The 12,771-nt window shown below is 73.0% G+C and carries 12 protein-coding genes; 3 read left to right on the top strand and 9 right to left on the bottom strand.

Annotated elements, in window-relative coordinates:
- The first annotated feature begins 4 nt into the window (after positions 1-4).
- Positions 5-1,219 (top strand): cytochrome P450, encoded by a 1,215-nt coding sequence (locus CcI49_RS05140; RefSeq protein ID WP_235498017.1) that lies wholly within the window; start codon positions 5-7, stop codon positions 1,217-1,219.
- Between the two features lie 119 nt (positions 1,220-1,338).
- On the opposite strand, the gene CcI49_RS05135 is transcribed toward CcI49_RS05140, so the two are convergent.
- The 9 genes from CcI49_RS05135 to CcI49_RS05095 all read right to left on the bottom strand — a co-directional run bounded on the left by CcI49_RS05135 (position 1,339) and on the right by CcI49_RS05095 (position 11,550).
- On the bottom strand, positions 1,339-2,646 hold the full coding sequence (locus CcI49_RS05135) for an MFS transporter (RefSeq protein WP_083749315.1): 1,308 nt from the start codon (positions 2,644-2,646) through the stop codon (positions 1,339-1,341).
- Positions 2,643-3,653 carry an ABC transporter substrate-binding protein gene (locus CcI49_RS05130; RefSeq protein ID WP_235498016.1) on the bottom strand — a complete coding sequence of 337 codons (1,011 nt, stop codon included), beginning with the start codon at positions 3,651-3,653 and terminating at the stop codon, positions 2,643-2,645. Before CcI49_RS05130 ends, CcI49_RS05135 begins: the two co-directional genes overlap by 4 nt.
- Positions 3,650-4,531: an ABC transporter ATP-binding protein gene (locus CcI49_RS05125; RefSeq protein ID WP_054567599.1), complete on the bottom strand. Its 882-nt coding sequence runs from the start codon at positions 4,529-4,531 to the stop codon at positions 3,650-3,652. The genes CcI49_RS05130 and CcI49_RS05125 overlap by 4 nt, the downstream gene beginning before the upstream one ends.
- Positions 4,528-5,544, bottom strand: a complete 1,017-nt coding sequence (locus CcI49_RS05120) for an iron ABC transporter permease (RefSeq protein WP_083749341.1) — start codon at positions 5,542-5,544, stop codon at positions 4,528-4,530. The genes CcI49_RS05125 and CcI49_RS05120 overlap by 4 nt, the downstream gene beginning before the upstream one ends.
- A gap of 245 nt (positions 5,545-5,789) precedes the next feature.
- Positions 5,790-7,196 carry a YcaO-like family protein gene (locus CcI49_RS05115; protein ID WP_076824657.1) on the bottom strand — a complete coding sequence of 469 codons (1,407 nt, stop codon included), beginning with the start codon at positions 7,194-7,196 and terminating at the stop codon, positions 5,790-5,792.
- 48 nt (positions 7,197-7,244) lie between these two features.
- Positions 7,245-8,615, bottom strand: coding sequence for a YcaO-like family protein (locus CcI49_RS05110; RefSeq protein WP_076824655.1), 1,371 nt, complete (start codon positions 8,613-8,615; stop codon positions 7,245-7,247).
- Complete coding sequence (locus CcI49_RS05105) at positions 8,612-10,393, bottom strand: CocE/NonD family hydrolase (protein WP_076824653.1); 1,782 nt, start codon at positions 10,391-10,393, stop codon at positions 8,612-8,614. The genes CcI49_RS05110 and CcI49_RS05105 overlap by 4 nt, the downstream gene beginning before the upstream one ends.
- A complete protein-coding gene (locus tag CcI49_RS05100; RefSeq protein ID WP_083749314.1) occupies positions 10,390-11,268 on the bottom strand; it encodes a hypothetical protein in 879 nt (292 codons plus the stop codon). Before CcI49_RS05100 ends, CcI49_RS05105 begins: the two co-directional genes overlap by 4 nt.
- Before the next feature lie 93 nt (positions 11,269-11,361).
- Positions 11,362-11,550, bottom strand: a complete 189-nt coding sequence (locus tag CcI49_RS05095; RefSeq protein ID WP_076824651.1) for a streptamidine-related RiPP repeat protein — start codon at positions 11,548-11,550, stop codon at positions 11,362-11,364.
- Between the two features lie 712 nt (positions 11,551-12,262).
- Between CcI49_RS05095 and CcI49_RS05090 the strand changes: the two genes are divergently transcribed.
- Together CcI49_RS05090 and CcI49_RS05085 are read left to right on the top strand one after the other, a co-directional pair.
- Positions 12,263-12,481 carry a hypothetical protein gene (locus tag CcI49_RS05090; protein WP_076824650.1) on the top strand — a complete coding sequence of 73 codons (219 nt, stop codon included), beginning with the start codon at positions 12,263-12,265 and terminating at the stop codon, positions 12,479-12,481.
- A gap of 5 nt (positions 12,482-12,486) precedes the next feature.
- Positions 12,487-12,681 (top strand): hypothetical protein, encoded by a 195-nt coding sequence (locus CcI49_RS05085; protein ID WP_131831007.1) that lies wholly within the window; start codon positions 12,487-12,489, stop codon positions 12,679-12,681.
- The last annotated feature ends 90 nt before the right edge of the window (positions 12,682-12,771 follow it).

Here is a 12,771-nt window from a genome sequence, read left to right as displayed (position 1 = left end):
GACCATGACGCAGGGGGAGACCATGTCCACCGCCACCGACGTCTACTACGACCCCTACGACACGGAGATCGACGCCGAGCCGCACGCGGTGTGGCGGCGGATGCGCGACGAGGTGCCGGTGTACCGCAACGACCGGTACGACTTCTGGGCGCTGTCGCGGCACGCCGACGTCGACGCGGCGTCGCGTGACCCGCGGACGTTCAGCTCGGCGCGGGGGACCACGCTGGAGCTGCTCTCCTCCGGCGGTGAGGCGCCCCGGATGATGATCTTCATTGATCCGCCGGAGCACTCGCGGCTGCGGGTGCTGTTCTCCCGCGCCTTCACCCCGCGGCGCATCTCGGCGCTGCACGAGCAGATCCGCGAGGAGTGCCGCACCCTGCTCGACCCGCATGTGGGCAGTGCCGGGTTCGACTACGTCGCGGACTTCGGCGCCCAGCTGCCGTCGCGGGTGATCTCGGCGCTGCTCGGCGTGTCACCGACCGACCAGCCGCGGATCCTCGACGTCATCAACACGATGTTCCACATCGAGCCCGGCGTCGGCATGATCAACGACACCGCCCTCAACGCGATGTTCGAGCTGCACGGCTACCTCGTCGAGCAGCTCGCCGACCGGCGCGCGCACCCCCGCGACGACATGTTCAGCGCCCTCGTCCAGGCCGAGCTCACCGAGGACGACGGCACCACCCGCCGGCTCGACGACCAGGAGGCGGCCAACTTCGGCGTGCTGCTCGTCTCCGCCGGCACCGAGACGGTCGCCCGCCTGCTCGGCTGGGCGGGGCTCGCCCTGGCCGACTTCCCCGACCAGCGGGAGCTGCTCGTCGCCGACCCGGGCCTGATCCCGAACGCGGTCGAGGAGCTGCTGCGCTACGAGGCCCCCTCACCGAGCCAGGGTCGCAGGCTCACCAGCGACGTCACCCTGCACGGCGTCACCATCCCCGAGGGCAGCAACGTCCTGCTGCTCACCGGCTCGGCCGGCCGTGACGAGCGCGCCTTCCCGAACCCGGACGTGCTCGACGTCCGCCGGCGTATCGAGGCGCACCTGTCGTTCGGTCTCGGCGCGCACTACTGCCTCGGCGCCGCGCTCGCCCGCCTCGAAGGGCGGATCGCGCTGGAGGAGACCCTGCGCCGTTTCCCGCGCTGGGACGTCGACCGGGCCGGCGCCGTGCGCCTGCACACCAGCACCGTGCGCGGCTACAAGAACCTCCCGATCGCCGTGTGAGCGCGCTGGTCCACGTGGCGCAGCCGGGATTGGAACCGGCCCGTGAGTGGAGCAGCGATATATCGGAAACGGTGCCGACCTGGTCGGACACGGTCAGTTCGTGCGTGCTGACGGTGTACTCAGGCCGGTGCTCGGGTTGGCTGCGGGGCGGCGGGCGTGAGCGCGCCGAGGCGGTCGCGGTGGCGCAGCCGGGTGAGTGCTCCCGTGAGCAGGGAGACCGCGAGTCCGCTGCTGCCGAGGGCGAGGGCGGGGCCGAGCCCGGCGTGCTCGGTGACCAGCCCGCCGAGCAGGGCGCCGGCGGGTTGGCCGCCCCAGGCGATGATCCGTGCGGTGGTGTTGACGCGGGCCTGGAGTCCGAGCGGCGCGATGCTCTGGCGGATGACGATTCCGTTGAGGCTGACGAGGGTGTTGGCGGCCTGCCAGCCGAGCAGGGTGAGCGCGCCGAGGGTGAGGGTGCGGCTCGCGGACCAGCCGGCGAGGAAGAGCAGGCCGGCGGCGAGTCCGCCGAGGGTGATCCATCCCACCGGTAGATGTCGTTGCAGGGGCGGTAGGAGAAGGCTGGCGAGGAGACTACCGGCGCCGGCGGCGGCGTAGAGCAGGCCGATTCGTCCGTCGTCGCTGGGCAGGTCGAGGTGGCGGACGGCGACGACGACGATCAGGCCGGTGATGAAGCCGGCGGTGAGACTGTTGCCGACGCCGAGGAGAGTGAGGGTGCGGACCAGCCGGTGGTTCCACACCCAGCGCAGTCCTTCGCCGATCTCCGCAGGTAGCGACCGTCCCGCCGATGGCACGCCAGGCGTCTGCGTCAGCGTCTGCGTCAGCGGTAGGCGGGCCATGAGCACGGCGGACACGGCGAAGCTGGCCGCGTCGACGGCGATCGCGGTGCTTGCTCCGAGGGCGGTGGCGAGCAGGCCACCGGTTGCGGGGCCGAGCAGGGCGATGACGGTGCTGACGGCGCTGAGGCGTCCGGTGGCCTGTCCCATGAGGCCGGGCGGAACGAGGGCTGCCAGGGCACGGAACCCGGCGGCGTCGGAGAAGGTCAGCGCGGTCGCGCTCCCGGCGGCTGCGACCAGCAGGTGGCCGGTGGTCAGCAGGCCGGCGACGTCGGCGAGCGGGATGCTGGCCAGCAGCAGGCAGCTGGCCAGCGCGGACAGGCCGAGGACGCGGCGTGGGTCGAGGCGGTCGGCCCAGGCCCCGGCGGGCAGGCCGAGCAGGAGGTAGGGGGTCGCTTCGAGGGCGGTGAGCGCTCCGGTGAGCGCTGGGCTGCCGCTGCGTTGGTAGATCAGCAGTGGCAGGGCGACAAGGCTGATCGCGGAGCCGGTCCAGGAGATCGCGCGGGCGGTAAGGAACAGCCGGTAACCACCTGCCGCCTGGCCGGTGGGGGTGTGGTCCGGCGGGGCCGCGTCGGCCGGAGGCGTGGTGGTCATGGATGCAGGGCGGCGGCGAGGGTTTCGACGCCGTCGACGCCGGCCAGGTTGGTCGAGTTCCACTGCGGCAGGAAGACGACCCTGCCGGTGCGGACCGCGGTCACCGCGGGCAGGGTCTCGGTGAGCGTCGTGCGAGCCGCTGTCTCGGTCTCACCGCCGCTGAGCAGATAGACGAGGGTGCCCGGGTTCTTCTGGAGGAGGCTCTCCTTCGACAGCTCGCCGTAGTACCGCCCGGCGGGCAGGGTCCCGGCGTAGATGTTGATGGCGCCGGCGCGGGCGGCGATGTCGCTGTAGACGCCTTCGTAGGTGTAGATCGCCCCACCGAAGCTGCTGATCATCGCGATGGGGACGGGTCGGGTGGCGTTCACCTTCGCGGCCACCGCGGCGAGGCGGGTGTCGATCTGGCCGGTGAGTTCCTGTGCCCTGGTCTCGACGCCGAAGATCTGGCCGAGGGCGGCCAGGTCGGTCCTGACGTCGGAGACCCGGGCGCGGGTGGCGTCGTCGGTGCAGAAACCGCGCAGGATCATCACCTGGGTGCCCTGGGCGGCGAGCTCGTCGATGGTGGGTAGCTGCTGGCCGTCGAACAGGTAGGAGCCGTCGGCCCAGATCAGGTCGGGGCGGGCGGCGAGGAGCCGCTCGCGGCTCGGGGCGGCGTCGCTGAGCACAGGGATGTCGGCGACGGCCGCGGCGTAGCCGGACCCGGCGGTGCCGTTGCCGGTGTTGTACTGGCCGACGACCCGGTCGGTGAGGCCGAGCGCGGCGAGCAGGTCGGTGCTGGTGGGCCAGCCCGAGACGATCCGGCTCGGCGCCTGGTCGAAGTGCAGGGTGCGTCCGCAGTTGGTGACGGTGACGGGGAAGCCTTCCGGGCGGCTGCCGGAGGAGGGGGCCGCGGCGGGGGCCGGGGAGTCACCACAGGCGGCGAACAGGGCACCGGACATCAGGAACGCCAGGGCGAGTGCAGGGGCGGTGCGGCGCAGCCGGTGCGGGCGAGAGGCGCGGTCGTTCACGGGGTTCCTTCGAGGCGTGGGGGTGATGACAGCGGTGTGTCGCCGGCGGGGACAGGGGCGGGCGACGGGCGGTCGGCCGGATCGGCCGGCCGGGGTACAGGGGGCGCGGTGAGGGAGGCGAAGGCGAAGTGGGGGCGGCCGGTGATGGGGTGGACGGTCCGGTGGGCGGCGACCTTGAACACCTGACGGAGCAGGTCGGGGGTGAGAACGTCGGCGGGGGGACCGGCCGCGAGGAGTTCGCCGTCGGCGAGGACGTGGACGAGGTCGCAGTAGGCGACAGCGAGGTCCAGGTCGTGCAACGCGGCCAGGACGGTGATGCCGAGGGAACGGACCAGGTCGAGCAGGTCGAGCCGCGCGCCGATGTCCAGGTGGTTCGTGGGCTCGTCGAGGACGAGCACCCGCGGCTGCTGGGCGAGCGCGCGGGCGAGCAGGACGCGCTGTTTCTCACCACCGGACAGGCCGGCGAAGGGCCGGTCCGCCTGCCCGGTCATGCCGACGGCGCTCAGCGCGTCGGTGACGACCGCCCGGTCGTTCTGGGACGCCGGGCTGAAACTGCTCTGGTGCGGGAGCCGGCCGGTGGCGACAATGTCGCGGACCCGCAGGTGGACCTCCCCGGCGTTCTCCTGGGTGAGCGCGGCCACCCGCCGTGCGGTGGCCCGCGGGCCGAGATCACGGTGCAGGTCGACACCGTCGAGGAGCACGGCCCCGGCTCGGGGCCGCAGGGCGTGGTAGACGGTCCGCAGGGCGGTGGACTTGCCACTTCCGTTCGGTCCGAGCAGGCCGACGAACGTGCCCGGAGGGCAGTCCACCGTCAGGTCCCGCACAATCGGCGCGCCGGCCAGGTGAACCTCGACGGCGTCGAGGCGCAGCCCGGTCACGGCGTACCCGCCGGGGTGCCGCGGTGCAGAAGCACCAGGAAGAACGGAACCCCGACGACGGCGGTCACGACGGTGAGGGGCAGTTCCAGCGGCACGCCGACCGTCCGGGCGGCGAGGTCGGCAAGGACCAGGAAGTTCCCCCCGAGCAGCGCGGACAGCGGCAACAGCCGCCGGTGGTCGGCGCCGACGATCAGTCGTACGCAGTGCGGGGCGACGAGGCCCACGAACTGCACGCCTCCCGCGACCGCGATGACGGCGCCGGTCAGCAGCGCGGTGACGACGAGCAGTTCGGTGCGCAGCCTGCTGACGGCGACACCCGCCGACGCGGCGAGGTCGTCGCCGAGCAGCAGGGCGTTGAGCGCACGCCCGCGCAGAACCAGCCAGCCGGTGCACACACCGACGACCGCGGCCGGCAGGCCGAGCTTCTGCCAGTCCGCTCCCGACACCGTCCCGAGCAGCCAGAACAACAGGTGCGCCAGCTGGTTGCTGCTGACACGCAGTTGCAGGTAGCTCGTCGCCGCCTGCAACAGGTAGCCGAGCGCCACGCCGGCCAGCAGCAGCCGGCCCGGGTCGACGCGGCCCCCGTTCCGGCCGAGCACCAGCACCGCGCCGAGGGTGAGCAGGCCGCCGGCGAACGCCGCCCCCGACACACCCAGCCGGGCCAGCCAGCCGACGCCGCCGGTGCCGCCGAGGGTCAGCGCCGCGACGGCGGCCAGCCCCGCGCCGGAGGAGACCCCCAGCACGTAGGGGTCGGCGAGCGGGTTGCGGACGACGGCCTGCAGGGTCGCGCCGGCAACCGCGAGCCCTGCGCCGACGACGAACCCCAGCAGGACCCGGGGGACCCGGACCTGCCAGATGATCTGGTCGCGGAGGCCTGTCCGCGGCTCGCCGCCACCCAGGCCGGCCGCGGTGTGGGCGAGCACGCTCGACCACACCTCACCCACGGGGAGGCGGACCGCGCCGAGGCTCACGGCGAGCGCGAGGACGACGGGAGTCGCGGCGACGAGTGTCACGAGAAGGACCAGGAACCGGCCCTGGCCGGCGGTCCGTGACCGGGACGCCGGCAGGCGCGGCAGGGGTGTGCGCCGTCGCGGCTGGCGGGACGCTCGCGGCGGTCGGGCGACCGGTGGCGCGGTCGAGGATGCGGTGGACAGGATCTCCCCCAGGAGGAACGGTGCGGCGCGGAGCGCCCGACAGGCGAAAGCCGGTGGGCTGCTTTCACGTCGGCACACGAGGCGGTCCCGCGAGCCGGCGTCGGTCAGTGCGGCAGCGGTATCGACGGCAGGACCGCGGTGCGCGGTGCGGTGCGCGCCGCGGGCAGTCGGTGTCCGCCGAGGAACGGCAGCCCGACCGCGGTGTTGCTGTACAGGCCGGGGACGACGACCCGCGTGACGTGCAGGCCTGCGCGGCGCACGTCCGGTGTGGTCACGTCGACCGCGACCGCCCGGTGACCGGCTCCGGCGAGCCGGTCGACCGGATCGGCCAGGTCGAACAGGTCGGCCGCTGCCGGTCCGGGTGCGCGCGCCGGAGCGGATCCGAGATCCGTCAGCTCGACGGATCCGACGATGGTGTCCGCAACGGTCCGGCGGAACCTCTCCCGCGCGGCCGGGTCGAGGAAGAGCTGGAGGTGGCAGCCGTAGTCCACGACGTCGGACAGGTCGTCGCGGTAGGAGCGGAGGTAGGCCCGATCAGACCGCCAGGGCCGTAGCGGGCTGGTCGGGCTGGCCGCGACCTGGGCGTAGGGCCCGTCGGGGTCGTCGTAGTCGGCGACGAACAACTGCAGCTGCAGCGCCTCCCCGCACGCTTTCAGCGCCGCGTCCACCGGGTCCGGATGCACCCCCATGCCCAACGTCAGGTAGCCGGTCCGGTCGTCGGTGACCAGCGCCCCGACGACCGGCACGCCGAACTCGTCGTCGAAGGCGAGGAACCGGACGTCCAGCGCGCCCTGCGGCCCTCGGCAGAAGTCCCGCAGCCAGCCCGGCGGCAGCGCTTCGCGAAGGCCCCGCCCGCCGAACCAGGACATGGTCATCGCGTCACGTTCGACGACTTCCAGCAGCGCGCCCCTCTCGGCGCTCGCGCGGTCCGGGCCGGCGGCGAGACCGGCCTGGATGATCGGGTTGGTCCGGGGCACCGGATGGGCGGCGGCAGGAGCGTTCCAGGACACCCAGACGAGCGACGCCGGCACGAGGACGGCGATGCCGGTGCGCAGGTCCCGGCCGGCCGCCCACTGCTGTTCGAGGTCCCGGCTCATCGGGACCAGGGGGAACCCCGGCGTCGCGTACTGAGCGGGTGAGTACAACGCGAGCTGGTCCGGGTCGATCGCCTCGACGCCGGCGTCGGCGAGATCCCGGTAACTGGCGGTGGTCAGTCCCGCCGGGACGAGGTTGCCGCAGTACCGTTCAGCGGCCTCGCCCAACGCCGCGGCGAGGGCGCGCCGTGGATCCGCGAAGGCGTAGCCGGCCCCGGTGGCGTCCGCCGGCCACGGCCCGAACCAGGTCGTGTCGCACAGCCAGGCGTGGGTCAGGCTGAACGACGGCGGGAACCAGGGCGGGATCCGGCGGGGTGCCAGCCGGCGCACGATCCCCGTCCGCTCGTCGTACAGCGACGGGTACGGCAGGTCGGCGGCGGGCGGCTCGGGGACCAGGTCGGTTGTCGTGGGATTCATGAGAGGTCAGCATCCTTCGTCACCGGTCACCGAAAAGGAACCGCGCGGTCAGGCGAGCGGCAGGGGGTGGCGGACGAGGTCGTCCTCGGTCAGCGGACGGCTGCTCCAGCCCAGAGCGGCCGGAACGTCGTAGAGTCGCCGGCCGCCGCGCAGTGGGTAGGCCGGTGGACCGTTCCCGACCAGCCCGGGCACCACGACGCGGACCACGTGCAGCCCGGTGCGGGCCACGTCGGGGGTGGTCAGGTCGATCGACACCGCCCGTAGCCCACGCCTGTGCAGGCGCTCCAGGTAGGCGGCGCCCGTGCCGTCGAGGGACGGGCCGCCTGCTCGAGGCAGGTCGTCGAGACGGACGGCCTCGTCCGGACCCAGCCGGCCCAGGGCGCCGCGTTGGACGTCGGGATCGAGATAGAGCTGGGCCACGGCCGGCAGATCCACCAGCTCCCGACAGTCCTCACTCACCGAGGCGCCATAGCGGCGGTCGGCGCGAAACGGCAGGAAGACGTGGTCCTCGATGTCACCGGCGGCGACCGCGCGCCATACGTCGCTGTCGGGGGTGGCGAGCTGACGGGTCAGGGTCAGCAGCTGCAGCGCCTCGACCAACGCCTTGACCGCTGCGGTCGACGGGTCCGCGCGGCAGGCGCTGCCGAATGCGACGACGCCCGCCGCCTCGTCGGCGAGGAACGCGGCGAGGACCGGAACGCCGAACTCGGAGGGCACCGCCAGCAGCCGCACGGTCAGCGGATGGTTCGGGTCGGGGCGGCCCAGCTGGCCGGTCACCCGGCCGTCATCGAGAACCGTGCGGGCCGGGGCTCCGGACGCCCACCAGATCGTCGTCGCGTCCCGCTCGAACAGCTCCTCCAACGCGGCCGTCTCCGCCGCGCCCCGGCTCGTCCCCGCGGCGATCCCGGAGTACATCAGCGCGTGCGTCGGCGGCTCGGCGCGGTGCGGGCCGTGGAAATAGTCCAGATAGACCAACGACGCCGGGACGAGGACCGGCCCACCGGCGGCCAGGTCGGTACCGGGCACCCAGGCGACCTCCAGCTCCCGGGCGAACGGGACGAACGGGAATCCACGTGTCGAGTACTGCCGGTCCGAGTACAACGCCAGGTCGTTCGGGTCGACCGCCTGAACACCCCGCGCGGTCAGCGCGTCCCAGCTCGCTGTCGGCAGGTCGGTGGGCACCGCGTTGCCGCAGTAGCGCTCCACCGCCTCACCGATCGCCGCCGCCCGCGCCCGCCGTGGATCGCCGAGAGTCGCGCCGAAGCCGAACCCGTCCGCGCGCCACCAGGCGAACCGGTCGGCGCGCGCCACCCGTGCACTGCGTCCCAGCCAGCCCGACGGCATGCCAGGAGGGGGTGGCTGGTCGACCACTCCCGTCAACAGCCCCAGCCGGGCGTCCACGAGCGGTTCGCCGTTCATGGATGTGGCCCTTCGCCCGCACCCGTTACCGCGAGCAACTGGTCATCCCCGGAACCGAAGGCACGCTCGGCCGGCCCGGCCGTCCTGTCCCGCCCGGCCTTCCCGTCCCGCTCGATCTCCGCGGTGACGCCGAGGCCCATCACGGAGAGCACGAGGCGGATTCCTGCGCGAGCGGGCTCGAACAGCACAGTCTGCGTGCACGGCCGTGTCGTGGCGGTGGTGTACCGGTCCTGCCCGGTGCCCAGGTTCCGGGCCAGATTCGGATGATCACTGCCGGTGATCTCCAGGACCAGTCGAGCCCCGGTAGGCAGTTGCTCCACCGCACCTGCCAGCGTGACGGCGAAGGCCCCGCTGGTGCCGGCCGGTGCCGTCCGGACGGCGCTGCCGAAGGCGATCTCGAACAGCGCGCCGTCGACCTGCCAGCCGAGCACCCGCACGATCCAGTCAGCCGCTGGGCCATCCGCGGCGGCCGACAGCTCCACCCGTCCACTGCCGAGGAGCGTGACGGGGGCGGGCAACGGGTCGGAGACGAACCGGACGGCGTCCTTCCGGCCGAGCAGGGGCCGGCGGTCCGCGCCGGGGACCGTGGAGGGAAAAGGATCCGCCGGGTCGTAGCGGAAACTCCGCCCGCCTGCCGGTCCGGAGTCCTCGACGGACAGCGTTTCGTCGGCCCCGGCGTACCAGACCGTGTCGGTCGCCGGGGTCGGCGGCCACTCCGTGCACGCGACCCACCGATCGGCGCCGCGGACGAAGACCTCCGCTCCCGACGGTGCCTGCGAGGCCGGCGGCGTCGGCGCGTGCGGTGCGGATGCCGTGGGTGACACCACGGGGAGGGCCGAGGAGGCGGGTGCGGGCCGCAGCACGGCGCGCAGCCAGTCCACGCAGCGTGTCCCGAAGTCGTAGCGCGACGTCGGTCCGTGGTCGCGGTCGCCGACCCGGCTGGTCGGGGCGAACGCGAGATCGTGGCCCCACGCCCCGACAAGCATTCGCCTCGGCGGCCGAGGGGTGACCGCGGAGCCGACCAGGACCCAATGGGTGAGGGTCTCGGTGACCAGCAGGTCGTACCAGCCGCCGACATGGAACGCGGCCGCCCTCACCGCGGCCAGCTCCTCGTCGGTCAGCACCTCCGGACCAGGTTCGGGACCGGTGTGCAGCAGGTCGGCCCAGTGCGGCAGGGACGCGCCCATCCGTTCGGGCAGCTCGCAGACGGGAAGGTGGTCGAGCACGTCGGGCTGGCGGGCGTGCACCAGGCGGACCAGCCCGTCCCGGCTGGTCCGTCCGTCCGCTCGTTCCAGCCACCAGTAGGCGTGCTCGGCGAGGCGCAGGATGCCGCTCGGCTCGAACTTGGTCCGGTGCAGGCCCATCGACGGGCCGAGGCTCACCACCGCCCGTACCGCGTCGGGGCGCTCCACCGCGAGGACCCAGGCGGTGAACCCGGAGTAGGAGCCCCCGTAGGCCACGAGCTGGCTGTCGCACCACCGCTGGTCGATGATCCAGTCGGCCAGCGCGGCGCCGTCGGCGCGCTCGTCGCGGTAGGGCCGCCACTGCCCGTCCGAGTCGTACCGGCCCCGGACGTCCTGCACGACGTAGCCGAAGCCCCGCGCTGCCCAGCCCTGGCCCTCGGCGAGATGGGTGCTGCGCCCGTAGGGGGTGCGCGTCACGACCACCGGGACCGGCCAGTCCACCCGCGGTGGCAGGTGGACGTCGACCGCGAGCGGCGTTCCGTCCGCGCCGGCGACCCGCAGGTTCGTCCACATCTCACCCGGCGCCGCGCTCATGTGCGCACCGACCCGGCGGGTCGCGCACCACGCCGCGGCGTGGCGGGTGACGCCACGACTGGCAACGGCAGGACCGGATGACGACGCGTCTCACCGTCGGGACCGACCTCGACCTGGACGTCGATCTCCGGCAGCTGGTCGGTTGCCCACCAGCGTTCCATCTCGCCCAGCAGCAGCCCGGCCGCGACCGCCACGACACCGCGCCCCGGCCATGGCACCGGCGGAGGCTCGGACGTCGAAGCACCCAGCCAGGACCAGTGCGCCAGCAACTCCTCCGGCGTGCCGGCAGCCGCGAGCCGACGACCCCGCACGTCCTCGTAGCCGGCGCTGCGGCCAGGCACCGTCAGCGGACCAACGAACAGTGACAGCCCTTCCATGTGCGCACGTGTCCACGCTGTCGCGTGCTGCGCGCACCATCGCTCCACTCGCCGCCAGTCCGTGTCCGGCAACCAGCCCGCGCAGTCCACCAGCACATCCGCGCCGCGCACGACGGTCTCGTCGACCGGCCCGCGCCGCACCCGCGTCGCCCACCCTGCCGCGAGATCCGCGACGAGCCGCGCGACCGGGCCATCCCCTGCCACATGCAGCACCGACGGCCCCGGCCGGACCCTGGCGGACGAATCCGCGTCGACTATGACGCCCCGTCCTCGAAGCGCCTCGGCCAGCTGGCCGATGACCGCGTCGGACCGCTCGTCGCCGTCCGCGACCGGTCGCGCCGGCTCCGCCTTCCTCGGCGGGGGACCACACAGACGCTCGCGAAGCCGGGCGACCGCCTCCGACGGGCCCGTCACCCGCAGAAACGCATCCCCCGGCCCCAGGACACGCCAGCTGCCGTCCGGGAACTCGTACAGGTGATGCCCCTCAGCCAGCCTCACCGACAACCCTCCTTCTTGCTGTGGCGGCAACCGTGTTGTGGCGGCGACCGCACGGGGGCCGGGCCGCTTGGGCGCGACCCGGCCCCCGCCGACTCAGCGAGAGATCACGAACGGGCTGTGGACCAGCGCGTTGGTGCCCGGCCCCTGCGGCGCCGCCACCGGGGTGGCCACCGCGACCGGCTCGATCACGAACGGGCTGTGGACCAGCGCGTTGGTGCCCGGCCCCTGCGGCGCCGCCACCGGGGCCGCCGCCGCGACGGGTTCGACTCGGAACTCACTCACGACTGCCTCCTACCTGTAATGAAAACGGAAACCATTTCCGTGTCGCAGACAGTAGGTGTGTCGGGAGGGTGGACGCAACCAGTTCGGGCAACTACTTTCGGTTACGAGCGGATGGTCTGGGTGGTAGGGCGACGCCGCGGCCGACCCCGGATCCCGCGCCCCGTGCTCGCCGGCGGGTCGCCAGGCGCGAAGTCGGCCAGCCCCTCCGGCGGCGACAGTCGGGTCGACGCCATCGCGACGAACCGCCCATGGAGCCCGAACCGGTCAGGCCGTTCCGTGCTCGACCGTTCTGATATCGACGTCGGGCGTGGCTTTGACGCGGTGAAACGCCGGCCTGGCATAAGTGCCCTTGACTCTGTGGCCGGTCGTCGACCATCGAGTCGTTGTGGATGTTCCGGGATCCTCTGTATAAGGATGATTGTGCTCGCCGCGGTGTTCTGTATGGCTCGGAGTGGGGGCGTTCCGACCTCTGGAAACCAGGCAATCAGAGTAGCCTCGTTGGGAGATGCTGATGATCGTGTCCGGCTGTATCGCCGTCGCCGTGACGAGTTCCCTCGTCATCGCCACTCTTTCCCGCCGGTCCGAGTTCGCGTTGCTGCCGGCGATCGGAGCCACGCCGCTGCAACGTCGGGGACCTGGCGTTGGGGAGCCGTCTACCTAGGCCGCCGCCCGCATTGTCGGGACCGTGTTTGCGCTGCCGGGGTCGGCTGCCATGATCTACCCGCTGTGCAACGGCGACCGCATCGTGCCTGCCGTCGACCCGGCCGAGTACACCGGAATCGTCGCGTTCACGTTGGTACCCGTCCTCGGGGCCACGGCTCTTCCGGCCCGCACGATTGCGCGCGCATCCTGGTCCGCGCAGCGGACGGATGATGTCGCTGCTTCAGGTGCACTGGTCTGCGGCGGAGCGCGGCGTGCCGAAGGACGGTGACCGCTGTGCCGTCGGGCGCAGGTTACGGGCTCACCGCGGCACCCCGCACGGCGTCACCATTCCCGCGGGCAGCAACGTCCTGCTGCTCACCGGAGGAGACCCTGCGCCGCTTCCCGCGCTGGGACGTCGACCGGGCCGGCGCCGTGCGCCTGCACACCAGCACCGTGCGCGGCTACAAGAACCTCCCGATCGCCGCATGACAGACAGATCGCGCGGGCCGGGGCCCGACCGGGCGTCCCCGGGTGTCCGCAGGCTCGGATCTCGGGAACGGGCGGCCCGCCGGGTTACCG

Source organism: Frankia sp. CcI49 (assembly GCF_001983215.1).
Classification (GTDB): Bacteria; Actinomycetota; Actinomycetes; order Frankiales; family Frankiaceae; genus Parafrankia; species Parafrankia irregularis.
This window is presented reverse-complemented; position numbering and strand designations above follow the sequence as displayed.

Coding starts and splice junctions, on each gene's coding strand:
- CcI49_RS05140 (WP_235498017.1), top strand. CDS start 5: ATGACGCAGGGGGAGACCATGTCCACCGCCACCGACGTCTACTACGAC.
- CcI49_RS05135 (WP_083749315.1), bottom strand. CDS start 2,646: ATGACCACCACGCCTCCGGCCGACGCGGCCCCGCCGGACCACACCCCC.
- CcI49_RS05115 (WP_076824657.1), bottom strand. CDS start 7,196: ATGAATCCCACGACAACCGACCTGGTCCCCGAGCCGCCCGCCGCCGAC.
- CcI49_RS05110 (WP_076824655.1), bottom strand. CDS start 8,615: ATGAACGGCGAACCGCTCGTGGACGCCCGGCTGGGGCTGTTGACGGGA.
- CcI49_RS05105 (WP_076824653.1), bottom strand. CDS start 10,393: ATGAGCGCGGCGCCGGGTGAGATGTGGACGAACCTGCGGGTCGCCGGC.
- CcI49_RS05090 (WP_076824650.1), top strand. CDS start 12,263: ATGATCTACCCGCTGTGCAACGGCGACCGCATCGTGCCTGCCGTCGAC.